This is a genomic window from Paenibacillus taiwanensis DSM 18679, assembly GCF_000425125.1.
Lineage (GTDB): Bacteria > Bacillota > Bacilli > Paenibacillales > Paenibacillaceae > Paenibacillus_B > Paenibacillus_B taiwanensis.
The window spans coordinates 261,412-287,630 of record NZ_KE384306.1 but is presented as its reverse complement, the minus strand read 5'-3'; the positions used below and the strand labels follow the sequence as shown (position 1 = coordinate 287,630).

Sequence of the window (26,219 nt, the reverse complement as noted above, 5' to 3'; positions counted from 1 at the left end):
GTTCACCTCGCATAACGTGATATGTTAAGTAGAATTCCTAGTGCGGTAAGCATCAAAGTTAACGATGAACCACCATAACTAATAAGTGGCAGTGTAATTCCTGTAACCGGCATAAGCCCGATCACAACCCCGATATTAATAATAACTTGAACAGCTACAATGCCGACGATGCCTGCACCAAGCAGACTTCCAAAAGAGTCCGGTGCTGTCAAAGCTGCACGCATTCCTCTCCAAACGAGGATCAAAAACAATATAATGACCGTAATACAGCCGATGAATCCGAGTTCTTCCGCTAAAATAGCAAAAATAAAATCGGTCTGCGGTTCGGGAACGTAATTGTATTTTTGTCGGCTAGCACCGAGCCCTAGTCCTGTCAGGCCGCCAGGGCCAATCGCATACAGCGATTGTATAATTTGATAGCCTGTACCAAGCGGATCTTTCCACGGATCAAGAAATCCGGTAATACGATCCATTCGGTACGGGGCAGCTAATATGAGCCCTACTAAGCCCGCGACCCCAACCATAGCCAAGCCTAGCAAATGTTGAATGCGAGCACCTGATATAAAGATGAGAAGTAAGGAGGCTCCCACCATAACAGTTCCTGAACCTAGATCAGGCTGCAACATAATCATACCAAATGCTAGCCCCATAATGCCAAGGGCAGGCAACAGCCCCTTTGTAAAATTCGTAATCGTATGCTGGGATTGTGACAGCAAATACGCAAGAAAAGTTACCATAGCGAGCTTCATAAATTCAGACGGCTGAATGCCAAATGAACCGATGCCAAGCCAACTGCGTGCGCCACCTCGCACATTTCCAATACCCGGGATCAATACAATAATTAACAAGCAAAAACAAACAACGAGCCCGACTTTGGAATATCTCTTCCAGACGTGATAGTCCACATTCATCGTCACAAACATAGCAGCTAGGCCTAATCCGGCAAACAGCAGCTGCCGCTTTACAAAATAAAAGGAGTCCCCATAATCATGAAAGGCGACAACAGCTCCTGCGCTGTACACCATGACGATACCGATCGCGAGAAGCGATACGACAGCAACGATTAGCCACACATCGGGCGCGGTTTTTGCTTTGACCATTCGGTACACCTCATTGGACAATGTAGAGGCTTGAACACCCCTCTACTTAAGACTATGCACCGCTTCTTTAAAAATGCGTCCACGTATCTCATAGGAAGGAAACATGTCCCAACTCGCACATGCAGGTGATAACAGGACGATGTCGCCTGCTGTCGCAAATTGTTCAGCAGCACTTACCGCTTCCTGAATGGCTTCTACGGCGTCTTCTTTATTGTCGACGACGTGAACAGACTTCAAACCCGCATCCAACGCAACGTTTCTTAAAATATGACGCGTCTCGCCTAAAGTAACGATTGCCTTTACCCGCTCGCGCAAATAAGGTACAAGCTCTTTAAAATCAAGTCCGCGATCCAACCCGCCTGCAATTAGTACAATATTACCTGGGAAGGCTTCCAACGCCATCTGTGTTGCAATTGTATTGGTAGCTTTTGAGTTGTTGTAGTATTGGACGCCCTTATGTTCACGCACCGATTCTAAACGGTGCTCCACACCTTTAAAGGAGCGCAGCGATTCCACCAGACTCTCCGGCTTCGCGCCAGCAGCCACAGCGATCGTAACCGCCGCCAAAGCGTTATCTACGTTAAATCGTCCTGGCAGCCCAATCTCATCTACAGCTATAATGTCATGCTTAACACCTTGCTCATCTCGAAATACAATGCGATGCGTGTCCTCGGATGTATCACCGGCATCTGATGGGAAGGCAGGGTCTACATATGCACCTGTCTTCACTTCTTGTCTGGATGAGAAGTTCCAAATGCGCGCCTGAATAGCAGGTGCAAGTGTGATGCAGGTTGGATCGTCCGCATTAAGCACCGCAATATCATTGGTGGTCATATTTGCAAACAGCTTCGCTTTAGAACTGATGTAGTCTTCCATACCACCATGATAGTCCAAATGGGTCTCCGCTATATTCAATAAGCAGGCAACATGCGGGTGAAACTGTTGAATTCCTTTTAATTGGAAGCTGCTTAATTCAAGCACAACACGTTGGTTCTCGCTAGCATCTGCCGCAATACCACTGAACGGTGTTCCAATATTACCTGCAACGATAGGTGAAAGTCCCGCTTCTTCCAGCATACGTCCGACCCATGTCGTAGTAGTTGTCTTACCATTACTGCCCGTAATCCCAATAATAGGCGCCGCACACAAATGATAGCCAACCTCAATCTCAGTGACTATATCAATGCCAAGTTCAATTGCACGCTGTACTGGCGGTGCGCTGTAAGGGATGCCCGGGTTTTTGACAAGCAGTTTCACTTGCTCCGTAATCAGATCATCTGGATGTGTCCCCAATACAACACAAATGCCCAAAGCTTCCAACTCAGAAGCTTCGGGACACTGGTGGCGTTCCTTCTTATCATTGACGGTTACGATCGCACCGCGCTCATGCAAACGCTTGGCTACATCGAACCCACTTTTGGCAAGACCTAAAATAACAATTTGTTCTCCACGATACGTATCTGGATGATTCATAATGTTACAACCCCTTGTTAATCCATAGTCCGAGTCCAGCTAGCAAGATGCCGACCACCCAGAACGTGATGACAACGCGCCACTCCGACCATCCCGATAATTCAAAATGGTGGTGAATAGGGCTCATTTTAAATACTCGCTTGCCTGTTGTCTTAAACGATACAACCTGAATGACAACCGAAAGCATCTCAATGACAAATATACCGCCGATAATGATAAACAGCAACTCTGTCTTGGTCAATATCGCTACCGCCGCAATCGCTCCCCCGATGCCAAGCGATCCGGAGTCCCCCATAAATACCTTGGCAGGATGCGCATTAAAGACCAGAAAACCAAGTACCGCTCCGATCATGGCCGCTGCACAGACAGCAGCTGCAATTTCGGATGCTTGCAGCGCAATAATGGCAAATGCTGCAAACGCAATCGCACTGACGCCAGACAGCAAACCGTCCAAACCATCCGTAAAATTAACCGCATTGCTAATGGCCAGCATCATCAAGATGACAAACACATAGTAGAACCATCCAAGCTCTAATCCAACAGATGTGCCTGGAACACCAACAAAGGTGCTGTGTCCAGACTGTGCGAGCAAGACACATACAATGCCAGAGAACAGCAGCTGACCAAACAGCTTTTGTTTAGCAGTCAATCCAAGTGATCTCTTAAAAATAATTTTAATGTAATCATCCAGGAATCCGACTAAACCGAATCCTAATGTAGCGACCAATAACACGTAAAAGTCCGTATCCATAACTGAAAACTTTAAAAAGGCTAACGTGAATGCAAGCAAAATAATAGCGCCCCCCATTGTGGGGGTACCTGCTTTCTTCAAATGCCCTTTAGGTCCATCTTCTCTAACCTGCTGACCGAATTTCAACCGTCTTAACAACGGTATGCATAACGGGCCTAATATGACAGCTAGTATAAAAGAAACCCCGATTGTCATTAATATCAACTTGAAGTCCAATTCCTTTCACCTCCCGTTACCACAGACCGCTAATGCTTAATCTGAATCCATTGCTTTATAATCTCTTCCATCTTCATACCACGTGACGCCTTAACCAGCACGGTAGCATGCGGCTCTACAAGTTCCAGCATATAGTTTCGAAGCTCATCTTTATTCTGGAACGACCTTACAGCACCTTCAGGCAGATGAGATTTTGCGCCTTCTGCAATCTCATTTCCCAGTTTCCCGTAAGTTAATAGTACGTCCGTCTTGTGAGACGTAATATAAGCACCAACTTCACGATGGAGCTGCACCTCTTGCTCACCTAATTCGAGCATGTCTCCCAAAATCGCAATCCGTTTGCCACCACGCACAGATGCCAATACGTCGATCGCTGCTTTCATCGCAGTAGGACTCGCGTTATAGGCATCATTTAAGATCGTCCATCCTTGTTCGGTGTCGATCTTCTCGATGCGCATGCCCGAGATTTGAACACTCTCCAAAGCCGCCCCTATCATCTGTTCGGGAACGTGGAGTAAACGACCAATCGCAATGGCGGCCATCGCATTTAACACATTATGCTGACCCAAAATCGGAATGCTGTAGACTGATCGTTCACCTAGAGCCGTTATGACGGAGAACGTCATGCCATCTTCCATTTGCATGATCGAATCCGGTCTGTAGTCGTTAAGCGGACCCATCCCGTATGTAACTACGTTCATACTAGCTGGTTGGGTCGTCTCCGGCTCGCCAATAACTTGCTCCAGCAGCGGCTCGTCACCAAGACAAATGAGCACACCCTCTTCTTTTAACCCGCTAATAATTTCCAATTTAGCACGTGCAATTTCTGTTCGGGAACCAAGCTGCAACAAATGCGCTTCGCCAATATTGGTAATGACGGCAATGTCAGGATGAACAAGCTTCGTGAGCAGTTCAATTTCCCCTCGTCCACTCATCCCCATCTCTAGCACCACAACATCTGTATCAGCTGGCATTCGTAATACAGTAAGCGGCAGACCAATATGATTGTTGAAATTGCCTTCCGTCTTATGAACGCGATAGGAGCGGGACAGTACTGCTGTGATCAGATCCTTCGTTGTTGTCTTGCCGTTACTGCCCGTTACGGCAATAACCTTGACATCAAGCTGCTTAATATAATGAGTTGCCATACGCTGCAAAGCAAGCAGCGTGTCATCTACGATTACTAGCGGCAGCCTCGCTTCTGGCAGCGGGTGATCCGCCTGCCAGAACGCGGCGGCTGCACCAGCCGCTAGAGCTTGTTCGACGTAGCTATGACCGTCGAAACGATCTCCGGCAAGCGGGACAAACAGCGCGCCTTGCTCTACTTGGCGCGAATCAGTAAATACGCCCCGCACAGCAATCTGTTCTTGTGCAGCATCAAGCAATGTGCCCCCGCACATCGCTGCTATTGATGTTAAATTCGTTTCAATCACCGGTTTAATCCCCTTATCGCTTCTTCCGCAACCTTACGGTCGTCGAAATCATGAATTTGTTTGCCGATCAACTGATACGTTTCATGGCCCTTCCCCGCAATCAATACTACATCGCGAGGGCTTGCCTTTTCAATAGCTTTCGTAATAGCGGCTCGACGATCTACAATTAATTCATAACGCTCCTTGGATACCCCATCCGCCTTCAAGCCTGCTTCAATATCAAGTAATATAAGGTCTGGATCTTCCGTACGCGGATTATCAGACGTTACATAAATATAATCTGCATACTTCGCTGCAATTTGCCCCATAATCGGCCGTTTTTTCTTATCACGGTCACCACCGCAGCCAAATACGCAATACACATGACCTTCTGCAAACTCTTTGACGGTAGCTAACACGTTCTCAAGGCCATCAGGTGTATGTGCATAGTCAACAATTACAGAAAATGACTGCCCCGCCTGCACCGCTTCTACGCGGCCCGCAACACCTTCGACTGCCTCCAAGCTTTTAACCAGATCGGCCAATTCAATATGTTCCAACAAACCTACTGCGATCGCAGCTAGTGCGTTGTACACGTTAAATTTCCCAACCATCTTCAAGTGGACATTTGCAGAGCCTTTGAACGAATGAACCGTAAAGCTCGTTCCCTGCGCTGTAATATGAATATTTTCCGCTCTGACATCTGCCGACTTGTGAAGTCCATACGTAACCGTCTCAGCCGTAGTGATCGACTTGAAGTACGCAGTAGCCCCATCATCCGCGTTCAGAACCGCATAGGAACGATCTTGTTCCTTCTCAGCAAATGTATTGCCCAAACGAGAGAAGAACAAACCTTTTGCTTCACGATATGCTTCCATCGTTCCGTGATAATCCAGATGGTCCTGCGTTAAGTTTGTAAACACAGCCGTACGGAAGCGGCAGCCTTTTACCCGCCCCTGCTCCAACGCATGCGAGGATACTTCCATCACACACGCCTGAACATCTTTGTCGGCCATATCACGCAGCGCATGCTGTAGCTCATAGGCATTTGGTGTCGTTCCAGACATCGGGTGCGTCTCATTGGCATAACGCATCTCAATCGTTCCGATAACCCCTGTGCTTGTGCATGCGTCCGTTAATATTTTTTCGATCAAATACGTGATCGTTGTTTTGCCATTAGTTCCCGTAACTCCGATTAGGCGAAGATCCTGACTGGGCTGCTTGTAATACGTATTAGACAAAACAGCTAATGCATGTCTTGCGTCCTTGACCATTAATTGAGGGATATTGACGTCGAGCTCACGCTCAACGACCAGTGCTGCTGCACCGGCTTCAATGGCTTGCTTGGCGTAACGATGCCCATCATCAGCTGTTCCAGAAATACAGAAAAACAAATCCCCCTTCTGTACGCGTCGTGAATCAACAGCGAGACCACTAAATACGGTGTTACCGTCTCCAATTAATGACGCTGTTACGATTTGAGAAGTTGCTACTGCTAAGTTCATCTGCTGCATCAGTTATTCCTCCGTATTCTCACCCATATAAATGCGAATGGTGGTTCCTTTTTCTACTCTTGTACCAGGCTTAGGCGCCTGATGAATAACAGTAAGTCCTGCACCGGACTTGGCCAGCTGAAAATTCATATTCATATCTTCGTAAATATCAGACAGCGTCTTCCCTACGAGATTTGGAACCGTCACTAATGGCTGCTCATCAAAACGATATTCTCGCTTCACCTGATCTTGCCTCGGCTTGACTCCAAGCACATGCAGCGCGTCCTCCATAATCCGTTTTACGATTGGTGCTGCAATCAATCCACCGAATTGAATCCCTTGAGGATCATCTACGGCTGTATAAATTACAATTTTTGGATCGTCAGCGGGCGCAAAGCCAATAAAAGATACAATATGTTCATCTGGTGAATATTTTCCATTAATAACTTTTTGGGCCGTTCCGGTCTTGCCGCCTACCCGATAACCATCGATAAATGCGTTACGACCAGTACCCTGTGCCACAACATGTTCAAGGGCATCCCGCACCTTTTTAGAGGTTTCTGCCGAAATGACTTGACGAACCATCTCAGCCTTAACTTCATCCACTACTAGTCCAGTTTCTGGCTGGATAAAAGCTTTGGCCACATGCGGCCTATACCACTTTCCACCGTTAATAGCCGCTGACACCGCTGCAATCTGCTGAATCGGCGTCACCGATACACCTTGACCGAATGCGGTTGTAGCTAACTCAACAGGTCCAACCTTATCAAGTCTAAACATAATACCGTTCTCTTCACCGCTCATATCGATACCCGTCTTCTTGCCGAAGCCAAAGTTGCGTATGTACTCAAACAGCTTCTCTTTGCCCAAGCGTTGACCGAGCGCTACGAAGCCAGGATTACATGAATTTTCGACAACTTCCAAAAACGTTTGGCTGCCATGTCCGCCTTTCTTCCAGCAGCGAAGCTTGGCACCGCCAACTTCAACTCGACCAGGATCGAAGAAATGCTCATTATACAAGTTCACCTTGCCTTCTTCAAGTGCAGCGGCTAATGTAATAATTTTGAAGGTAGATCCTGGCTCGTATGTCATCCATACAGGTAAATTACGGTTGTACACCTCTGTAGGATAATCCCGATAATGTTCTGGACTATAATTCGGCCGGCTTGCCATCGCTAAAATTTCGCCACTATTCGGGTCCATCGCTATGGAAACGATATGTTTTGGATTCAAATCAAGCATCGCCTGATCCAATTCCCGCTCCATTATTGTCTGTATATCTTTGTCAATCGTCAATTGCAAATTTAACCCATCTCGTGGCTGCTCAAACTTTTCCGTTGAATTGGGCATTAACCGTCCCTTGGCATCAGCCAAAAAAGTGATACTTCCTCGCAAGCCGCTTAATGCCGTATCGTATTTGGCCTCGATACCTGTTAATCCTTGGTTGTCAATCCCTGTAAATCCTAGTATGTGTGACGCCAAGTCCTTGTTCGGATAGAAACGCTTATTATCTTCCGCAACTACAATTCCTGACAGCTTTAATGCTCGAATTTGAGTTGCCAAGTCAAGCGGTATTTTGCGCCCGCCTGGTTTCAGACGAACAATTAAAGCTCGTTTCGTAATTTCCTTGTGCACTTTGTCTACAGACATGCCAAGCAACGGAGCAAGCTGCTCCGCTGTTTGTTGCGCATCCTTAATTTGTGCGGGCACCGCCATAACCGAAGGAGAACTAATATTGTAGGCTAATCGTTCTCCATTACGGTCTACTATTTCCCCTCGCTTTGCGACAACAGGAATGTTGCGTCGCCAAGACTCCTCCGCTTTGGCACTTAATTCACTGCCTTGCCACAGCTGTACGTATGCAAGACGGACGACAAGCGCCATAAAGCCAACCGCCATTAGTGCAAATCCAATGATAAGGCGTTTACGGACAGTTACACCAGATATTTTCACGGCAATTCCTCCCTTGTCCGACAATGGTTATAATCAACCTATTCCGAACAAGCAGGGGTTAGAACAAGCTCCTAAAAGCGATGTCGCGCTTTTAAGAGCTTGTTAGGAGAATAACGGTCACTCCGTCTTCTCTTCTTCCGCTTTGGCTGCTTCTAGTGCTAATGTTGGCTCAAGTTTCACATGAACGATACGTTGGCCATTTTCCGTGGACTTCGTGTACTCCTTCACATAACCTTCACCTTCCATCGTAAGTTTCCACTCCAGCAAAGATGTAATCTCCAGCACGTCACGTAATGATTTGCCTTTCAACTCTGGCAGCGGCATCTTTGCAGGTTCATCGGTGAGCAAATAAATACGCTGCCCCACCGCTAATTCTGTGCCTGGCTCAGGGTACTGCCGCTTTACTTCAACACCTGCTCCCACTGTCTCAAACACAATCCCCTTCTCTGCAAGCCGTTTCTTCGCTTCAAACGGCTTCAGCCCTTGAATATTAGGAGCTTTTACAAGGGTAGTCATCGTCTGCTTTTTCTCCTGGACTGACGTTTGTGATTCCGTTGTAGTAGGCACACCCAAGTAACGGAGTGATTTGCTTACAATCTCCTTAAATAAAGGCGCCGCCACAAATCCTCCACCTGCATAAAAGTCACTCGGATCATCGACTACAACGATTAGAGCTATCTTCGGATTGTCAACAGGCGCATATCCAATAAAGGATACAACGGATCTCACATCGTCATATTTCCCATTAATAACTTTAAGCGCCGTTCCCGTCTTACCCGCTACACGATACCCTTCAATATACGCATTTTTCCCTGTACCAATCTTCTGATCGGAAACGACCTGCTCCAAGTATTCGCTAACTTGTTTGGATATGTCTGGCTTCAACACTTGACGCAGCACTTCAGGCTCACGAATTTCCACCTTGCCTGTCATCGGATCTACGATCTTCTTCACGATGTGCGGCGTCATCAGCTTGCCACCGTTTGCAACAGCAGATACCGCCATAATTTGTTGCAGCGGCGTCACCACGAGCTGCCCATGTCCATAAGAGGCAGCTGCAACGTCAGCTGGATATTGAAAATGTATTTTCCCGCCAATTTCACCTGGCAGCTCAATACCAGTCATTTTACCAAATCCAAATTGATCGATATACGATTTAAACTGTGTCTCACCAAGCTTTTCAAAGCCTAGCTTAACGAAGGCTACGTTACTTGAGCGCTTCAACCCTTCCAGATAAGGGATAGTTCCCCATCCCACCTTGTTATGGTCATGAATTCTTCTGCCTCCGGCTACGATACTGCCAGATTGGAAATAATCATTTGGATTAAATAAGTTCTCTTGTACGGACGCCGCTAGCGTTACAATTTTGAAGGTGGACCCCGGTTCATATCCGCCGCTTACTGCCAAATTGTTAAAGGAACGCAAATCCTTTGCGGACTCCCAATATTTATTTGGGTCAAAAGTTGGCAGGTTGGCCATCCCTAGAATATCCCCCGTGCTAGGATCAGCCGCAATAACCGTTATACTCTGGGGGCTGTACTGATTGTACACCTTCTTCATCGCTTCTTCGATGTACTGTTGGATTGTACGGTCGATCGTCAAGTAAATGTTGCTGCCATCTTGTGCAGGCGCATACAGCTCATTCGCGGAAGGCAGTTTGTTCCCTTGCCGATCCTTCTGATAATTAAGCTTTCCGTCCGTCCCATTCAGTAATTGATTAAATTGGGACTCGATCCCGCCCACAGGCTTACCCTCTTTGTTCATATAGCCTAGCACATGAGATGCAAGTGTATTTTTGGCATAATACCGTTTGGAGTCTTTAAGCACATATAAGCCGATGTCCGCTTGTTCCGTCTGTTTTTGCAAATCGGAAATAAACGTAGTCAGCTTATCTGCAGGCTCTTGATTAATTTTCCAACCTTCGCTTCTTACTTCACGATAAACATGGTATTTTCCCTTATCATTTTGCTTGCGCACCAACTCGAACAATTCTTCTTCTGGCTTGCCCAGCACTTCATGTAGTTTCTCTACGATGAGACGCTCCACGTCAATACGTTCCTTGACCAACTTGTCGTTAGTCCTCAGTTCCTGAATAATTCTCGGATTTACAACGACATCATAAGCAGGAGCGTCCATCGCCAACACTTCACCGTTCTGGTCATAGATGGTGCCGCGTTTTGCAGAAATATTTTTCTCAACAGACCATGTTGCTTCTGCCTTACTTAGCCAAAAATCCTGATTCCACACCTGATACCAAAACAAACGGCTAACGATAATCGCAAAAAAAAGTAAAAATAAGCCCCCAATAATTAACGTCCGTATCTTTATTCGTTTAATCATATCGTTGCCCCATTACTCATTGCCGCTATCGACTTTGAAGGAGTGAATTTCTGCCGGCTGGTCTGGCAAACGTAAGCCATTTGCCTCTGCGACTTGCCTAATCCGATCCCAATCCGATAACTGCTGCTGCTTCACTTTCAGTACACCCATCTCGGTAGCCATCTTGTCCACTTCACGCTTGGAGCTTTGAATTTCTCGATTCAGCGTATAGATGTCTGCGTATCTGGCAATAAGCATAAACGCAACTGCTGAGCAGAATACAATCGTGAGCAAATACAGCACCTTTTCACGCATAGGTAAACTGGCCTTGCGTACAACTTTCTTCGTTGTTTCCTTATATCGTTCTTGTACCTGTGGACGCCGCTCAGGACGAACAGCTAAATTACCTCTCACATATCCCATTACCTGTTCCCCTCTCCATTCAACTTCTCGGCAATACGCAGTTTGGCGGAACGCGAGCGAGGATTGTGTTCGAGTTCTTCCTCACTTGGAAGAATCGGCTTGCGATTCACTAAGGTAAGAGTGCCCGTACTGTTACAGCCGCACACTGGCAAGCCTGGCGGACACGTGCATCTGCCGACGTAAGAGGTAAACGTCTGCTTACATATCCGATCCTCCAGCGAGTGGAACGTAATAACAGCTACCCGACCACCTGGATTTAAGCATCTAACTGCCTGGTGTAGTGAATCCTCAAATGCCCCCAGTTCGTCATTGACTGCTATCCGCAACGCCTGAAAGCTTCGCTTCGCAGGATGGCCGCCTGTTCGACGAGCAGCTGCTGGTATGCCCTTCTTCACCAATTCTGCCAGTTGACCTGTCGTTTCGATCGGTTCTTGCGACCGCGCCTCAACGATTACTTTGGCAATCCGCCGAGAGAACTTTTCCTCCCCGTACTCAAACAAAATCTTCGCTATTTCCGCCTCTGACCACTCATTTACAATATCATGGGCTGTCAAAAGTCCTAATTGGTCCATGCGCATATCAAGCGGCGCATCATGGTTATAACTGAACCCGCGGTCTCCTTCATCCAACTGGGGAGAGGACACTCCTAAATCAAACAAAATGCCGTCAACTTGCGGCACGCCATTCAACTGCGGCACACCTGCTTCAAGCAGCGCCTCTTCCAAATGACGAAAATTCGTGCGTACAAGTGTAACTCGATCCATATAAGCAGCCAAACGCTGCTTCGCATTATCATGAGCCCAATCATCTTGATCAAGGGCAATCAATCTTCCTTCTGGTGACAGCTTGGACGCGATCAATTCGCTATGCCCTGCACCACCAAGCGTGCAATCCACATATATGCCATCAGGACGAACGGCCAAACCGTCAACTGATTGTTCCCGTAATACTGTTATATGATGAAACATTTCCATTCCTCCTGCATTCCGATTCCCTCTTAGTTGTATGCCAATATTTGCTGTTTTATAGACCTCAATCAACGTACCTTATACCGCGTATATGTCTGCTGAAAGCTGCTGCATTAAAAATTAAAATCCACCAATGTCTCCGCGATCTCATTAAAGGTTGACGCAGAAGCATTAAAATAGTGTTCCCAAGCACCTTTGCTCCACACTTCCACACGGTTCTGTACCCCTATAACCATACATTCTTTCTCAAGCTTGGCATACTCTCGCAGATGGTTCGGAATGTTAATCCGGCCTTGCTTATCCCACTCGCATTCAGAGGCGCCTGAGAAGAAAAACCGCGAGAACGCACGCGCATCCGCCTTCATAAGAGGCAGCGCCTGCAGTTTCTGCTCCAGCAAGCTCCACTGATCCAGGGGATATACAAATAAGCATTGGTCTAATCCTCTTGTAATAATAAAAGTCGTGCCGAGATTGTCGCGAAGCTTGGCAGGGATGATCAGACGGCCTTTGTCATCGATGCTGTGTTGATATTCACCCATGAACATACGCCACCACTCCCCTCCCTATTCCCACCACAACTCACCACTTTTCACCACAACGGTTAACTTATTCGCCATACAAGCAAAAAATCCTGCTTGGAGGGCAGGATTTTTATATATCCGATATTTGGTTATAATTCCATCATTCCAAAATCCACTTTACTTGTTGTCATCGAGAAGCTGGTTATCGTTGCTGCAATCCGATGTGGAGCCGGCTTCCTGCTTCAAAGGCTGATCCTGTTTATCGTCTGTTTTAATTGTTTGTTCAGCTAATCGTCGGTTACGCTCGGCATATAGATTATGGCTGCTCTCACTTCTGCTGCGCTTGATGCGGACCACCCACCAGACCGGAAGGAGAAGCAAAATAATAACAATCAAGAACGGTAATACCGCAACGATAAACAATACAATGTTCTTACACAACTCGGTAAGCGCGTAAATGCTGCTTGAGAGTGTACTGCCAATACGCTCTCCAAACGGAGCCGTTAGCGCCGCCTTCGTATGATCTATCTTGATTGTCTCGTATAGGCGGAGTTCAATTGTAGACATAGATACATTGTTGTTTAAATATCGCATACGACCCACTATTCTTTCAATCTCCTCTTGAACTTTGTCCAGCTCATTTGAAAATTTCAACAGATCGCTAGAAGTGACCGCCTTCTCCATATACCCCAACAATCGTGATTCAACTACACGTCGAGCTTTCAATCGCGCACTCAAATCTACATATTCTTCTGTGACGTCGGTTGCAGAATAGCTGCGCTGAAACCGCAAATTAGGCAGCTTGTTTATGTGCTCAAGAAGAGATTGGAACCCATCAGCAGGCACTTTCATAACATATACACCTGCTCGTTCATATTCCGAATATTGATCTTCGAATGATAAAATGTATCCTCGAGCCAAGTGAATAATATTGTTTATTTGTTGCTTTGCTTTATCATAACTCTCCACTTCCATCGTAAGGTTTGCCTTATAAATTAGCTTACGTTCTGTTTGTGCTTGTGCCTCTGACAGCCCTTTTCCTGCGGAACTCCCTTTAGCTTCGATTGATTTAGAATCGGTCTCCTGTTCTGCACTACTGACTTCACTGTTTGCGGCCGAGGAATCAGCCGAGGAATCAGCCGTGGATTGCAGGCGGGCCAGCTCATTGCCTTCAGAGCTAGAACAACCTGCAGCTAGTAAAGCTAGTGCAAACCATAAACATATACTCATCCATACAAGAGAATGTCTGTGCATACCTCCTAGCCTGCTCAAAATAAATCTTTCTTGCTTGCTGTTTCTTTCAGTCAAGTTTTTAGTTTCCATGTTACTTCGCCCCCTTCTTTATCTATTTATGAAGTCTGTTGTGTAGAGTAGTTGAACTGCACATCTCCTCAGATCCTGTACATCAAAATGTGCATTCCCACTTGGTATTAATATCCAAACGCAAACAAGCATCGGATTGTTGCACCCGATGCTTGTAAAATATTTGAATGATACTGTTATTAATGCTCTTGCCAACTATCCAAATAGGATTTCTGCTCGTCGCTTAATTCATCAATATGAATGCCAAGCGACTCAAGCTTCACGCGCGCAACCTGCTCATCCAACTCATAAGGAACGGCAATTACATGTTTGCCTAATTGCTCATACTGCTCATTCACATATTTAAGCGACATCGCTTGCAGCGCAAACGTCATATCCATAATTTCCGCCGGATGGCCGTCACCCGCAGCAAGGTTCACTAATCGACCTTCCGCTAATACGTAAATACTGCGTCCATCAACAAGACGATATTCTTCAATATTGCGACGAACCGTACGCACACTGCTTGAACGTGATTCCAGTTCTGGCTTGTTTACTTCAACGTCAAAGTGGCCCGCATTAGACAGAATAGCTCCATCCTTCATGACATCAAAGTGTTCTCCACGAATAACGTCCTTATTACCAGTCACCGTTACGAAGAAATCACCGACTTTAGCTGCTTCACTCATCGGCAGCACTGTAAATCCGTCCATGTAAGCTTCTACGCCTTTAATCGCATCTATTTCCGTTACTACGACGTTAGCCCCCAATCCTTTGGCACGCATCGCAACCCCTTTGCCGCACCAGCCGTATCCAACTACTACGACCGTCTTGCCCGCTACGACAAGATTAGTTGTCCGATTGATGCCATCCCATACGGATTGCCCCGTCCCATAACGGTTATCAAACAAATATTTGCAAAAGGCGTCATTAACGGCCACCATAGGGAACTCCAGCTTGTTTTCCTTTTCCATCGCTTTCAGTCGTAAAATACCTGTTGTAGTCTCTTCCGCTCCGCCACGCACCTGCGCACGCAGATCAGGACGCTCAGAATGTAAAATGGAAATGAGATCGCCGCCATCATCAATAATCAAATCTGGCTTTGTCTCCAACGCCTTGATCAAGAGTTGCTTATACTCTTCAGGGTCAGGATTGTATTTGGCGTACACTTTAATGCCATCTTCGACAAGAGCTGCGCAGACGTCATCTTGGGTAGACAGTGGATTACTTCCTGTAATAGTCACTTCCGCACCACCTGCCTGAACAACCTTCGCTAAGTATGCAGTCTTTGCTTCGAGGTGAAGTGATATAGTTACCTTTAGCCCTTTAAAAGGCTGTTCCGCTTCAAACTGCTCGCGAATACGGTTTAATACTGGCATATGTGCTCTTACCCAATCAATCTTCAAGTGCCCTTCCGGCGCTAGGCCGATATCACGAATAATGCTGTCTTGCAAAGCCTTTGTCGACATCTACAATCCCTCCACATATATTCTATGCTAGCGTCAATCATTGGTATGCTGCCCACCCTGCACATATAACCAGAATGATTATAATGACACTAAGCGGTGTTCCCCATTCCATACAACCGGTGCTTCCATAATCGGTGCAAACCAATCCTGCCCGTAGCGACACTCATATACGAGCGGATTCAGCACACGCTCCTGCGGACGATCCAGCGGCCAAATAGCCAGCTTCAAACGTTCCCACTGGCGCAATCCCGTTTCGTGTTGCTTGGACAGGGCATCTTGCGCACGCTGATGAAGAAAGTCAATCTGTTCTAGCACTTTAAGGTGATTTGTCTGCCCCAGCTTGCCTAGCGAGGGCAGTGCTCCTGTAATCACATGGAGCAGTTCTTTATATTGGGAATCTACATTTTCTTTTAAGGCGCCAAATCGCTCATCCAAATGGATTTGGTCTTGAAGAGCTAACCAGGCATCACGCTTCTCCTCATACCGGAAACAAATATCTGCTGCCTCAAGCTCATACTTCTGCAACAGCTTCTGGAGAGTCCCTTCTACGCACGTGAAGCCCATGCGAGGCCATAGAATAGGCATCTTCATGCCACACACATGAAAGGAATGCTTCGTCTGTGCCCAGTAAGAAATCTCGCCTGGACCAAGTACCGTCCCTAATACGGGGAACAAATAATCTTGCATCAACGGGCGCGTCAGCACGTTATTGCTGAACTGCTCTGGATGTGCCTCTAGTCGCTGCAACAGTTCAGTCTGCGTAAGACTGACACGACCTTGACGATCTGTGTACACCTCTTTGTCTCTCAACAGCAGCAACCGTTCGCCATCCTCAATCAAGAACAGATTAGCGCTGTTAGCTGCGTGCACTGCCTGCAGCGTATAGCCGCTTTCCGTTATAGCACGCTCACTACGCTCCACTGCGTCATGCAGTTCGGCTTGCTTCAGAATAAGCTGTTCGAACATCGGCTGTTCCAGCCTGCGAAGCGATGGATCAGCCGAATCAAGCAGCACCAGACCGTAACGGCCGAACAGATGCCCAAGCAAAAGAGCGCACGCTTCCGTCAGAGAGCGACCAGCACTGCAAATATGTTGCAGGCGATCCATCATAATCGGCTTAAATTCACTTTGCGGCAGCGACGTCTCAAGCTCGTGCAAGACGGCCTGCCACGCCTCTTCAGACAGGTGCAGCTGACTGACTGGCGTGCGCTTATCTGTCTCTTTATCCATTCTAATTCGTTGAATAGCCGGTTCAGTTGTCAACACATACGTATGATTTACCTCATCATAGTCGTGATCTTCTCCAGCCAGCCAAAATACAGGCACTACAGGGCGCCCAAGACGCTGCTCGGCCTCCTGTGACATACGGATGATGGAAATAGCCTTGTATATCATAAGCAGTGGTCCCATAAACAGACCACCTTGCTGTCCGCCTACGATTACTAGTGCTGCTTCATCTTTAAGCCGAGAAAGCGAATGCATAGCTTCCGGCGCGGGATTCACCCGCTTTTGATAACTCTCTATAACGTCAACCAACTCGGATCTGTCTGCACGCAGAGCATGTGATTCATCAATCCATTTCACACGTTTGTCCCAATCTTCATCAGGATGATACTCGTACAGTTTATGTATGATCTCACCATTACGTTCTATGTAATGTCGGGATAAATCTTGTTGCATTGGAATTGGCATTGTAGGCCAAGACATCATGTGAAGCCGCCTCCCTCTTTTGACTTGATTGTACACAAATACATTCCTGTCCGTCAAAGTGGACGACTGTTCAAATTTAGTCTATTACCCATACCAAATGCCCCTCATATTGCTGAGTACGATGTCTTAGACATGCGTCCAATACACAATAATACCAATGAGCAACAACAGCACGTACACAACACTCAATAAAAAAAAGGATAACCGCCAAATCGTTCTAATTAATCGCCTAATATTAACCTTGCCATGCTTGCGGTGCTTCATATTGCCAAGCAAGCCAGCAGCCAAAAGAAGAAACATAATAAGTCCATACAAACCAAAAGAAGAATGAAACAACACATTAAACAAGCCGGAGACAGAAGCGATTAGAAATAACGTTGTGACATCCATTGCCAGCATAAGGCGCTTCTTCCTATCCTCTATCCAGAGGGACGATAAGAAAAAGACTGCTGCAAATGGAAAAAACGGTAAAACTGCCAGTAGACCAAAAGAGTTAGCTATAAGGCTTATCATGTTGGTTAAGGCCCGCTCCTTTCTTTAAGGGGGTATGAAACTCACTTTCAAAGTAAAGGGTTCATCGGGTCCAAAGCTTGTATAAATTGATAGAGCGCACGCTGTACAGGTACATTTAAAGCATAAGCATCCGCTTTGCGGAGCAATTCTCCCGTAATAGAATCGATCTCCGTGGATCGGTCTTGCAGTACGTCTGCAAGCATAGATGAGGTGTTATGGGCCGTGCTGCGGCAGACCAACAGAACATTGTCCCAAGCATCATCAGCAACCGGAATACCTGCTTCCCGATAAATAGACGTCACTTCCTCATACACTTCACGCATAAGTCGAATACGTCGTTCCGTTAATAGCAGTTCGCCATTCGGAACACGAAGTATCGCCGTAATCGGATTAATAACAGCATTTATGAGAAGTTTATGATAAATCATATTATCGATGTTGTTCGACAGATTTGCCTGAAATCCTGCCTGATTCAACAAGTTGTTTACTACTTTTATATTGTTTTGTAGTCGTTCGCAGTTTCTTACATCTTGTCCGAGCCAGGTCATACCTGATCCTGCATGTAGAATATGGTTAGCGGCAACGCGTGTTGCCGCCTCTGTTGTGACCGCTTTAACCAGTTGTTCTCCTGCGATAACAGACTCCAACCGCTCTATATGGCCAATGCCATTTTGAAAGCAGACAAATAGACTGTCTGTCGCTCTTGGCAGTGCACCTAACCGCTCTATAAAGGGATTGGTCAAATGTGTCTGCTTTACAAATAGTCCTAACACCTCTATTTGCTTGCCACTGTCTTGTATGATGTGATCGGCAGCCTGAAACGGGTACGCTTCAATTGGACGTATTTTTGTGACACTACCGTCTCGTTCCGTTACCACCAGCCCTTCTGTTCGAAGTATGTCTGCCTGCTTCTCCGTTCGTGTCCACAAACGTACGTGAATTCCTGCACGAATGAAGCGAGACGTATATAGCAAACCAACCGCCCCTGCACCAACAATATCAATTAACAAGTTTATGCACCTTTCTTTCTTGCTTATATGCTAAGTTAGTTATATCAAAGCTGTGCACAAAATACAAAAAAAGCGCATTACAGGAAGACTAATCCTCCGTAATTCGCTTTTCATAACGTCTATTCGATTCTTTCTAAATTCCCATTTGCATCCATTCTAAATCTAGTCTTGTTGTCCTCTTCATCATCACTTAGAATAGCAAGACGCCGTGCACGATCCATAATTTGAATAAGCGCCTTATAATCATCATTTACGGTACGATAATCGGTTTGAACCTCATTTACCTGTTTGGACAAATAATCATTTTCTTGACGTAGGCGCAGCATAATTTCGTCTTTATCCTGTAGTTCTTTTTCTAACTGCTTTAACTGGCGGGTTGCATCCTGATGATTGTTGCGCCATTGACGTAAGAAGCGAATGACCATATCGATAGACAAGGAGTCTTCCGATAGATCCGCTTTCATATTCAGTTCCTCATGATCTGTTAGTGCGATGGAGGCCACTTGTGCGCCGATTGGTTGTTTCTTGAAATAATTCCGTTTTTGCCGCTGCGCTTTGGCCAGTTGGATTGCAGCTTCATATTTTTTACGAACGCAACTGTTCCACCGGAACCCGCACGCAGCCGATGTCCGCCCTATTTTTTCTCCTACTTCTTCAAAGGCCGCTAATTGGGTGCTTCCTTCCCGAATATGCCGAAGCGTTACCTCTGCCAAAATTAAATCATCGTCTGCAGTCCATGCATCCTGTCTTATTGCTGTCATGCCATACCCTCCTAACGACATCCATCATTATTGCTCTCGGTATTTCACCGCTTATTCATCTCTATGCCCATGGTAGAGTTCATAGAATCTATCGGATACTAAAATGTATAACCAATTTCTCTACGAAACATACGTAGGCTTTGTCCATGCGGAATATCACATTCAGAAGGTCGTACACAAAATGTTCTCCATTTCGTCATCATTTACAGTTTACACCAGATTACAAGAAGGCTATAATGTCAATTAGTAAATGTTGGGCCGATTGTAATGAGAGGGGGATGAATCGTGGCACGGATGTTTCGCGTACTCGGTTTCTGGACATTGGTCATCGGTCTGATGGCATTTGCTGGGGACATGATCGAAATGGCTTTGCTGTTCTTTATGCAAACGGCATTTTTTGTGTTGCTTGGTTATTTGAAGTTGTCCGAACGTACATACATCTTAACGTTTTGGGCGTACATGATCGTATGCTTTACCGGTTTTTCATACTGGTCTGTATTCGTCATGGGCAAGCCTTTTTAATCCTGTCACTTTTATTCATACCAACAAATACGACCGGGGCAGCTTGTGCTCCGGTCGTTTTATTTCGTCACACATAAGCTTATTCAGCTTATAATGCGCCTTTGCTTATTTGCATCACTTTAAATCGTTCACTCATTTGATCCGATAACAACAATTGACGAATCGCTCGATTTTGTCTCGCCACTTCGCTGAAGGGATTCAAATCAGTATGCGATTGAAGTAAATCCATAATCCCATACTCCAATAGAAATTGCTGCTGATGAATCAAAGGATGTACGGTGCACGCTCCTGTTCCAGCATGAAGCACAGCACGCTTACATACGTCAAAATCGACAAATGAAGTCAAATCTTGTTCTCCTGGCGCTGCAAACGGGTCATCGCTTGCGATATGGTTACGGTAACACATCAAACTGCCATTCATCCGGTGACTTGCTATTAATTCTTCCGTTATATCACCATAATCTACAAAAAGCATCTCAGCATCGACCATTGACCGTATAACCTCACCTATCCAATCGCTCGCCTGTATATGGGCCTCATAAATCTGTTCATTTCGTAGGTCGATCTGGTGCTGCTTCATCCATTGCTTCACGTCACTGGTAGCAGACCCCCATGTCCACTCAAACCTGTTCTTCTGGTCGCCCCAGCATACAAAGGCTTGTTCCAAGTGAGATGTCCCCCCTCGAACACGTTCAATAGGAAACGCATCAAGCAATTCATTTGCTATAAAAATAATAGGGCTCTGCGCAGCGTAGCGCTGAAACTCAGACATGTCCCACCATTCGATTTTGGTATGTGCCGTTAATAGAGGCGCTAAAGTCTGTTCGGCCCGTTCTCGGTGGTAAGCACTCGCTTCAATCATTGTATAAGAAAGCGGAGCGAAGTCAATTGCATGGAGTACACGTAGCAACTGTGAAGCTAATCGGCCTGGACCTGCTCCCCACTCCACAATTCGAACTTGCTCGGGCTGCCAACCTCTTGCCTCGGCCCGTTGAACGATGTAACGACCAATCATCTGAGCCATAAGATCGCCAACATATACACTTGTGTAAAAATCACCGTCCCGCCCTACTTTGGGGCGATGGCTCATATAGTAACCATACTCCACATCATATAAACAGCTTGACATATAGATAGAAAACGGCATACGATTATCGGGAAATTGTGTTAATTGTTTCCGCAGGCGGGCAATCAACTGCTGTGAGCCATTAAGGTTCATTGATTTGTCACGTCCATTTCCAGAAGATAGGTAATGACCTGGTTCTGCCTATCATATGATGATAATGCGCACTATGTACAAGGGGGTACCTGATGATAGATGGCAGACGTGCCGCCAAGCACTGCCTCAGGTTATGTTTATTTATCCTGTTTGCGGCTGCTGTACCTTACAGCACACACGCAGAGCCTATGCAGCCCATCCCATGGGGGGCGGCCGAACAATCGACAGAAATGCAGCATTTGTTGCAGCAAAGCTTGTCCATTCAAGAACTAGATCAAGAGATTCGTCGCATTACAGCACGCCAGGAGGCAGCAGCAACTCGCCGTCAACAACTTGAAGACGAACTACAGTCTCAGGAATCCGCGCTGCTTGACAAGCAGGATCAAGCCGGTAGAGTGCTAAGAGCTTACTACATAGGTGAGCGGGATACACTGCTTGCCGCTGCCTTATCCGCAGAACGATGGTCTGATATGTTTAAATTACTGGACTATTACCAATTTTTAATTGAAACGGACCAACATACGCTTACATCCTATCGCAACAATGTCAAGCAAATTGATCGTCTGCATAAAGAGCAGACTGCACTTGAGCAAGATTTATTACAAGTCAGAACACAGCTTATGGCACAAAGAGATCGTCTTATCCGGATGAAAAGTCAGTTGGACAGCGATGTAGCAGACAGCACGGATCCAGCAGCGATGCAGCAGCTTATTGCCGAGTTCAACAAATACTGGCAAAGTGTTGGCCTTTTCGAAGTCAAACATTATTTCAAAGCGATTGCCCAGTCTATGCAAAAGCTTCCCGATTTCATTCAAAAAAACGGAAATTTAACTGCCGACGGCTTAAATTACACGGTTGCTATCAAAGACGCGGAATTAAATGAATTTCTGCGCAAGCAAGATCCGCTGTTCAAAGATTTTAGCTTTGAGTTTCGTAAAGGTGTAATTGCCGCTATTGGCGAGCGCGAAGGGATAAAAGTTGTTGTGGAAGGCACATATACACTTGAAAATGAGCCTGAAAATGCTATCCGATTTCATGTTGGGCGCTTACAGTTTAATGGGCTCGAATTGCCAGAGTCTACCCATAAGCAGTTGGAGGAGCAATTTGATCTCAATTTCTATCCTCAACAATTAATACAGTTTATTGAAGCTAAAGAAGTAATTGTTGAGCCTCATGTATTAACAGTTAAGCTCTCCGTCAAATGGTAAGTAAGATGGAGCCTCAACTTCTTCGGCGAACACGACCTGAAGGTTGAGGCTCTTATTTGTTTACGTTCCACACTTCTTTCCATCCTGTTCGTACTTCTGCCAACGATGCTTCACCGTACAGCCATTGCTTAACCTTAGGAAGCCAAGTCTCAATATATGTAGTTCGTTGCAGCGCAAGCTTTAGGCTTGGATTGTTCTGATCAAACATCCGTGGCATACGTCTACTCATTAACGGCCATACTTGTTCGACCGCTTTACGGTCAGCAGGCAGCAGCGAAACTGACTCCAATATATCCTGCTGAATCGATACTTGTGTCATAAAAGCAATCCACTTTTTAGCCTCTTCAGACAGTTCACTATGCGCCGAAATGACATAACTGCTGCTTCGTACCCAATGACTGTATGGTGCTGCAATACGCTCCGAATCCTCAATGGCAAACGGCTCTTTTAGCTGAAGCATAGCCGTAGAATAAGGTACGATGGCAAACAAGTAGTTGCCTGCTTCAAGCTCATCCCAAAGCGTCAATTTCTGTTGTGCTGTCACTTCATGGAACAGCTGCTTATAAACATTCCATTCTTCAAATCGAGCTTGCCAGCCTGCTTGAACTTGCTCTTTGTCGGCTGTAATCGAATTCGTATTCGTCTTGATTAGCGGTCCCTTATTATTTTTCTCGCTGCCAGTCGACAAACTCGAATCTAGCCGTGCTCCATCCACTTTCTGCTGTGCTTCCTCTCTGGAAATAGCAGTTCTGTCACCGGTATCTGGGAATACTATCCCTAATCTCCATAATAAAGACAATAAGGCATAATCATCATCACCTGGCCATGCAAACATATAAGGTGATGGCTGAGCACCCTTACCTCCCTCTGCTTTGGTCATATTTATACGATGGCCGTTATCCCCTTTTGCTGCATGTAATACACCAGTGTCTGCATAAGCGTCTAACACTTTGTGCCACTCCTTCAGCGAAGACGGAGGTGTGGCAAGACCTGTCGCAGCTCGCAGCTGGTCTTTGTTCCAAACTAGCACATAAGGGTCCACATAAGCAGGAAAGCCCCACATCAAGCCATTCCAGCGTGTATACACACCGATCCATTCAGGCCCCGCCTCCATCCAACTGGTGTCCGAATCGTTGGGCAGCAGCCAACCTTTAACTGCATAACGGTTAACCCGTTCACTGTCCACCAGCACAACATCGGCGCTTTGCTGCTTTTGGAACTCGTCTGGCAAAGCAGCTCGAATTTGTGCCGGATCACGATTAACTAAATCCACTAGAATGCCATGTTCGGTCATAAATGCCTCGTTAAGCTTACGGAGCTTAGTAAACGCAAGCGGTGACATCCCCACTTCCACCCGCAATGGCCTAGGTGACATCGTCGAATCGGGGACAACTTGCTCTAACTGACGAGCTTCTTTCTTTGGCAGCGTATTCATAAAAATAGGATTGCTGCCAAACTCACTCATTAGTAATAAAGTAATAAATATAAGAATAACAACGATCAGCGTATTTTTCGTACTGGGCATCTATCTGGAACTCCTTTCTGAGCTCTTTATCGAACCACAGCGACCTACATATACGCCACTTTTGCAGCTAATAGGCTAAGTTATAGGCGTCATCCTATTCTAACACTTTCAACTTTGCTAGTCTGCATCAAAAAGAAGCAGCCTCCAAAATTAGCGGCGGCTGCTTCTCCAAACTTAACATTCCGTTAGTATGCGAATCGCATCTTTAAGTCATTATCGCTGCTTAATAGCTGTGATAATGACACCACTTTACTTTACAACAAGTCTGCCGCAAGCTGCGCCAGCTTCGAGCGCTCCCCTTTCTCTAGGGTAATATGGCCACTGATGCCTTGCGTTTTAAATCGTTCTACCAAATAAGTTAGGCCATTGCTAGCAGAGTCCAAATAAGGATGATCGATCTGTTCAGGATCGCCCATCAACACAATTTTACTACCTTCTCCAACACGGGAAACAATCGTTTTCACTTCATGTTTGGATAAGTTCTGGGCTTCATCAATAATAATAAATTGCCCTGGGATCGAACGCCCGCGGATATACGTTAACGCCTCAACCTGTATATTACTCATCCCGACCAAAATTTTCTCAATGTCGCCCGCTTTCTTGGTATCAAATAAAAATTCCAAATTATCATAAATGGGCTGCATCCACGGTCGCAACTTTTCTTCCTTCTCACCTGGCAAATACCCAATATCTTTTCCCATCGGTACGACAGGTCTCCCGATCAACAGTTTTTTATACTTGCGTTCATCCTCTACTTTTAACAAGCCAGAAGCAAGAGCTACCAGCGTCTTGCCTGTACCTGCCTTGCCCGACATCGTTACTAGAGGTATGTCATCATTTAACAGCAACTCCAGTGCCATTCGCTGCTGTGCATTGCGCGCAGTAATTCCCCATACCGGATCATTGCTTAAATATAGTGGCTCTAGCTTCGTACCCTCCGCATTTACTTTTAGAAGCGCCGATTTGCTCGTACCCATTTCATCTTTTAGAATCACAAATTCATGTGGATTTAACTGCACTTTAATTGTCAAATGCTTAATTAATAAATATCTGTACGTGTAAAACTCGTCAATGACAGCCGGGTGAACAAACAACGTCACATGTCCGGAGTACAACTCATCTCCTGAACGGACGGTATGATCTGACAAATAGTCTTCCGTCAACAAACCTAGCACGTCTGCTTTTACTCTGACTAGCACATCCTTGCTTACAAGCACCGTTGTTTTCGGATGCTCTTGATCCTGCTGTTCCAAACTATAATTAAGCGCTACCGCAATAATCCTATTATCATTAGACATATCTCCAAACATTTCTTGAACTTTCGCGAAGCTGCGATGATTTAATTCTACTTTAAGCGTTCCACCAGTCGGCAAGGGGACGCCGCTATGCAAATGACCCTGTTCTCTTAAGCCATCCAAGAGCCGTGACACAGAACGCGCATTGCGGCCAATCTCGTCTGCATTCCGCTTCTTGGAGTCAATTTCCTCCAGAACAACAGCCGGAATGACCACTTCATTGTCAGCAAACGCAAACAGCGCATTTGGATCGTGCAACAGCACATTGGTGTCCAATACAAAAATCTTGTTCATAGCTTCCCCTCCGCGTGGGCAGCATTACTTTTTGCACCAGCCTTGCGACATATCTCTCGAGGCTACATAAAAATTGTGGACGTCGCTCACACTATTAGCAGTAGCAATGCCGCAATGTTGTTCCATGAATAGATGTGAAAGGATCGATGATACATGCGCAGAACTTTAATCGCTGTAGTCATGTTGTGTGTGTTTATTGCAGGTTGCGACACGTTGAAGAAACAATCCGTTGGAGACGCCCACTCTTACACGACAGACTCAAGCGTACAAATTCGTTCTAACATGAAGCAGCAAGCACCGGCCAAGGAGCCGATTCGTGATCGCGAGGCAGTAAAACAGCATCTCGTTGAACTCACCCAGCGTGTTCCAGGAGTGAAACATGTAAATTGCGTTGTGTTGGGTAATACAGCCGTCGTTGGAATTGATGTGGATAGCAAACTGGACCGTTCACGTGTCGGCACTATCAAATACTCTGTAGCTGAAGCATTAAGCAAGGATAAATACGGAGTGAACGCATACGTTACAGCAGACATTGATCTAAACCAACGATTACAGGAAATGTCTGCCGATATAAAGCGAGGTCGCCCGATAGCTGGCATCACAGAGGAATTATCCGACATTATCGGACGTATGGTGCCGCAAATTCCTAAAGATGTGAAGAATATGAAGTCTGAAGCCGAAACAGGCATCCCTAAAGCACAATCAAGGTCCAATCCAGCTACTAAATCATCCCGTAATTATGCAAAATAAAGCGAAACAAGG

General features: G+C 46.0%; 22 protein-coding genes. 3 read left to right on the top strand and 19 right to left on the bottom strand.

Features of this window, described 5'->3' with window-relative positions:
- Nucleotides 1-2: 2 nt before the first annotated feature.
- From spoVE to H509_RS0110005, 16 genes are all read right to left on the bottom strand, one after another.
- On the bottom strand, nucleotides 3-1,100 hold the full coding sequence (spoVE, locus tag H509_RS0110080; protein WP_028544973.1) for a stage V sporulation protein E: 1,098 nt from the start codon (nucleotides 1,098-1,100) through the stop codon (nucleotides 3-5).
- Between the two features lie 42 nt (nucleotides 1,101-1,142).
- On the bottom strand, nucleotides 1,143-2,573 hold the full coding sequence (gene murD, locus H509_RS0110075) for a UDP-N-acetylmuramoyl-L-alanine--D-glutamate ligase (protein ID WP_028544972.1): 1,431 nt from the start codon (nucleotides 2,571-2,573) through the stop codon (nucleotides 1,143-1,145).
- 4 nt (nucleotides 2,574-2,577) lie between these two features.
- The gene (gene mraY / locus H509_RS0110070; protein ID WP_028544971.1) at nucleotides 2,578-3,540 is read right to left on the bottom strand and encodes a phospho-N-acetylmuramoyl-pentapeptide-transferase; all 963 of its coding nucleotides are present in this window, start codon (nucleotides 3,538-3,540) and stop codon (nucleotides 2,578-2,580) included.
- A 29-nt stretch (nucleotides 3,541-3,569) separates the two neighbouring features.
- Nucleotides 3,570-4,973 (bottom strand): UDP-N-acetylmuramoyl-tripeptide--D-alanyl-D-alanine ligase, encoded by a 1,404-nt coding sequence (locus tag H509_RS0110065; protein WP_028544970.1) that lies wholly within the window; start codon nucleotides 4,971-4,973, stop codon nucleotides 3,570-3,572.
- Entirely contained in the window at nucleotides 4,970-6,457 is a 1,488-nt protein-coding gene (locus H509_RS0110060; RefSeq protein WP_028544969.1) for a UDP-N-acetylmuramoyl-L-alanyl-D-glutamate--2,6-diaminopimelate ligase, read from the bottom strand. The genes H509_RS0110065 and H509_RS0110060 overlap by 4 nt, the downstream gene beginning before the upstream one ends.
- 12 nt (nucleotides 6,458-6,469) lie before the next feature.
- Complete coding sequence (locus H509_RS0110055) at nucleotides 6,470-8,398, bottom strand: stage V sporulation protein D (RefSeq protein ID WP_028544968.1); 1,929 nt, start codon at nucleotides 8,396-8,398, stop codon at nucleotides 6,470-6,472.
- A 117-nt stretch (nucleotides 8,399-8,515) separates the two neighbouring features.
- Nucleotides 8,516-10,738: a penicillin-binding transpeptidase domain-containing protein gene (locus H509_RS24890; RefSeq protein ID WP_051286944.1), complete on the bottom strand. Its 2,223-nt coding sequence runs from the start codon at nucleotides 10,736-10,738 to the stop codon at nucleotides 8,516-8,518.
- Between the two features lie 12 nt (nucleotides 10,739-10,750).
- Entirely contained in the window at nucleotides 10,751-11,140 is a 390-nt protein-coding gene (gene ftsL, locus H509_RS0110045) for a cell division protein FtsL (protein WP_028544967.1), read from the bottom strand.
- Nucleotides 11,140-12,108: a 16S rRNA (cytosine(1402)-N(4))-methyltransferase RsmH gene (gene rsmH / locus H509_RS0110040; RefSeq protein ID WP_028544966.1), complete on the bottom strand. Its 969-nt coding sequence runs from the start codon at nucleotides 12,106-12,108 to the stop codon at nucleotides 11,140-11,142. The genes ftsL and rsmH overlap by 1 nt, the downstream gene beginning before the upstream one ends.
- Nucleotides 12,109-12,221: 113 nt before the next feature.
- Nucleotides 12,222-12,653 (bottom strand): division/cell wall cluster transcriptional repressor MraZ, encoded by a 432-nt coding sequence (gene mraZ / locus H509_RS0110035; protein ID WP_028544965.1) that lies wholly within the window; start codon nucleotides 12,651-12,653, stop codon nucleotides 12,222-12,224.
- A gap of 153 nt (nucleotides 12,654-12,806) precedes the next feature.
- Nucleotides 12,807-13,952: a DUF4349 domain-containing protein gene (locus tag H509_RS24885; protein WP_051286941.1), complete on the bottom strand. Its 1,146-nt coding sequence runs from the start codon at nucleotides 13,950-13,952 to the stop codon at nucleotides 12,807-12,809.
- Between the two features lie 179 nt (nucleotides 13,953-14,131).
- Nucleotides 14,132-15,400, bottom strand: a complete 1,269-nt coding sequence (locus H509_RS0110025; protein WP_028544964.1) for an adenosylhomocysteinase — start codon at nucleotides 15,398-15,400, stop codon at nucleotides 14,132-14,134.
- A gap of 78 nt (nucleotides 15,401-15,478) precedes the next feature.
- Nucleotides 15,479-17,110, bottom strand: a complete 1,632-nt coding sequence (bshC, locus tag H509_RS0110020; protein ID WP_245596021.1) for a bacillithiol biosynthesis cysteine-adding enzyme BshC — start codon at nucleotides 17,108-17,110, stop codon at nucleotides 15,479-15,481.
- A 126-nt stretch (nucleotides 17,111-17,236) separates the two neighbouring features.
- Nucleotides 17,237-17,623 carry a DUF3397 family protein gene (locus tag H509_RS0110015; RefSeq protein WP_028544962.1) on the bottom strand — a complete coding sequence of 129 codons (387 nt, stop codon included), beginning with the start codon at nucleotides 17,621-17,623 and terminating at the stop codon, nucleotides 17,237-17,239.
- Between the two features lie 47 nt (nucleotides 17,624-17,670).
- On the bottom strand, nucleotides 17,671-18,633 hold the full coding sequence (locus tag H509_RS0110010; RefSeq protein WP_028544961.1) for a ketopantoate reductase family protein: 963 nt from the start codon (nucleotides 18,631-18,633) through the stop codon (nucleotides 17,671-17,673).
- 119 nt (nucleotides 18,634-18,752) lie between these two features.
- On the bottom strand, nucleotides 18,753-19,394 hold the full coding sequence (locus tag H509_RS0110005; protein WP_028544960.1) for an RsfA family transcriptional regulator: 642 nt from the start codon (nucleotides 19,392-19,394) through the stop codon (nucleotides 18,753-18,755).
- A gap of 285 nt (nucleotides 19,395-19,679) precedes the next feature.
- Here H509_RS0110005 and H509_RS0110000 point away from each other — a divergent pair, with 285 nt between their 5' ends.
- Nucleotides 19,680-19,916 (top strand): DUF2626 domain-containing protein, encoded by a 237-nt coding sequence (locus H509_RS0110000; protein WP_028544959.1) that lies wholly within the window; start codon nucleotides 19,680-19,682, stop codon nucleotides 19,914-19,916.
- An 88-nt stretch (nucleotides 19,917-20,004) separates the two neighbouring features.
- On the opposite strand, the gene H509_RS0109995 is transcribed toward H509_RS0110000, so the two are convergent.
- Nucleotides 20,005-21,135 carry a class I SAM-dependent methyltransferase gene (locus H509_RS0109995; RefSeq protein WP_051286939.1) on the bottom strand — a complete coding sequence of 377 codons (1,131 nt, stop codon included), beginning with the start codon at nucleotides 21,133-21,135 and terminating at the stop codon, nucleotides 20,005-20,007.
- Between the two features lie 92 nt (nucleotides 21,136-21,227).
- Here H509_RS0109995 and H509_RS0109990 point away from each other — a divergent pair, with 92 nt between their 5' ends.
- The gene (locus H509_RS0109990) at nucleotides 21,228-22,343 is read left to right on the top strand and encodes a hypothetical protein (protein WP_028544957.1); all 1,116 of its coding nucleotides are present in this window, start codon (nucleotides 21,228-21,230) and stop codon (nucleotides 22,341-22,343) included.
- A gap of 52 nt (nucleotides 22,344-22,395) precedes the next feature.
- Here the strand turns inward: H509_RS0109990 and H509_RS0109985 are convergent, their stop codons facing one another.
- Entirely contained in the window at nucleotides 22,396-23,868 is a 1,473-nt protein-coding gene (locus tag H509_RS0109985; RefSeq protein ID WP_028544956.1) for an extracellular solute-binding protein, read from the bottom strand.
- A gap of 254 nt (nucleotides 23,869-24,122) precedes the next feature.
- A complete protein-coding gene (locus H509_RS0109980; RefSeq protein ID WP_028544955.1) occupies nucleotides 24,123-25,457 on the bottom strand; it encodes a PhoH family protein in 1,335 nt (444 codons plus the stop codon).
- A 153-nt stretch (nucleotides 25,458-25,610) separates the two neighbouring features.
- On the opposite strand from H509_RS0109980, the gene H509_RS24880 reads away from it, so the two are divergent.
- A complete protein-coding gene (locus tag H509_RS24880) occupies nucleotides 25,611-26,207 on the top strand; it encodes a YhcN/YlaJ family sporulation lipoprotein (RefSeq protein ID WP_051286937.1) in 597 nt (198 codons plus the stop codon).
- The last annotated feature ends 12 nt before the right edge of the window (nucleotides 26,208-26,219 follow it).

Bases quoted from the DNA above. Each gene is read 5' to 3' on its own strand.
- spoVE (WP_028544973.1), bottom strand. From the start codon at position 1,100: ATGGTCAAAGCAAAAACCGCGCCCGATGTGTGGCTAATCGTTGCTGTC.
- murD (WP_028544972.1), bottom strand. From the start codon at position 2,573: ATGAATCATCCAGATACGTATCGTGGAGAACAAATTGTTATTTTAGGT.
- H509_RS0110060 (WP_028544969.1), bottom strand. From the start codon at position 6,457: ATGAACTTAGCAGTAGCAACTTCTCAAATCGTAACAGCGTCATTAATT.
- H509_RS24890 (WP_051286944.1), bottom strand. From the start codon at position 10,738: ATGATTAAACGAATAAAGATACGGACGTTAATTATTGGGGGCTTATTT.
- ftsL (WP_028544967.1), bottom strand. From the start codon at position 11,140: ATGGGATATGTGAGAGGTAATTTAGCTGTTCGTCCTGAGCGGCGTCCA.
- rsmH (WP_028544966.1), bottom strand. From the start codon at position 12,108: ATGTTTCATCATATAACAGTATTACGGGAACAATCAGTTGACGGTTTG.
- mraZ (WP_028544965.1), bottom strand. From the start codon at position 12,653: ATGTTCATGGGTGAATATCAACACAGCATCGATGACAAAGGCCGTCTG.
- H509_RS24885 (WP_051286941.1), bottom strand. From the start codon at position 13,952: ATGGAAACTAAAAACTTGACTGAAAGAAACAGCAAGCAAGAAAGATTT.
- H509_RS0110025 (WP_028544964.1), bottom strand. From the start codon at position 15,400: ATGTCGACAAAGGCTTTGCAAGACAGCATTATTCGTGATATCGGCCTA.
- bshC (WP_245596021.1), bottom strand. From the start codon at position 17,110: ATGATGTCTTGGCCTACAATGCCAATTCCAATGCAACAAGATTTATCC.
- H509_RS0110015 (WP_028544962.1), bottom strand. From the start codon at position 17,623: ATGATAAGCCTTATAGCTAACTCTTTTGGTCTACTGGCAGTTTTACCG.
- H509_RS0110005 (WP_028544960.1), bottom strand. From the start codon at position 19,394: ATGACAGCAATAAGACAGGATGCATGGACTGCAGACGATGATTTAATT.
- H509_RS0109995 (WP_051286939.1), bottom strand. From the start codon at position 21,135: ATGAACCTTAATGGCTCACAGCAGTTGATTGCCCGCCTGCGGAAACAA.
- H509_RS0109990 (WP_028544957.1), top strand. From the start codon at position 21,228: ATGATAGATGGCAGACGTGCCGCCAAGCACTGCCTCAGGTTATGTTTA.
- H509_RS0109985 (WP_028544956.1), bottom strand. From the start codon at position 23,868: ATGCCCAGTACGAAAAATACGCTGATCGTTGTTATTCTTATATTTATT.
- H509_RS0109980 (WP_028544955.1), bottom strand. From the start codon at position 25,457: ATGAACAAGATTTTTGTATTGGACACCAATGTGCTGTTGCACGATCCA.
- H509_RS24880 (WP_051286937.1), top strand. From the start codon at position 25,611: ATGCGCAGAACTTTAATCGCTGTAGTCATGTTGTGTGTGTTTATTGCA.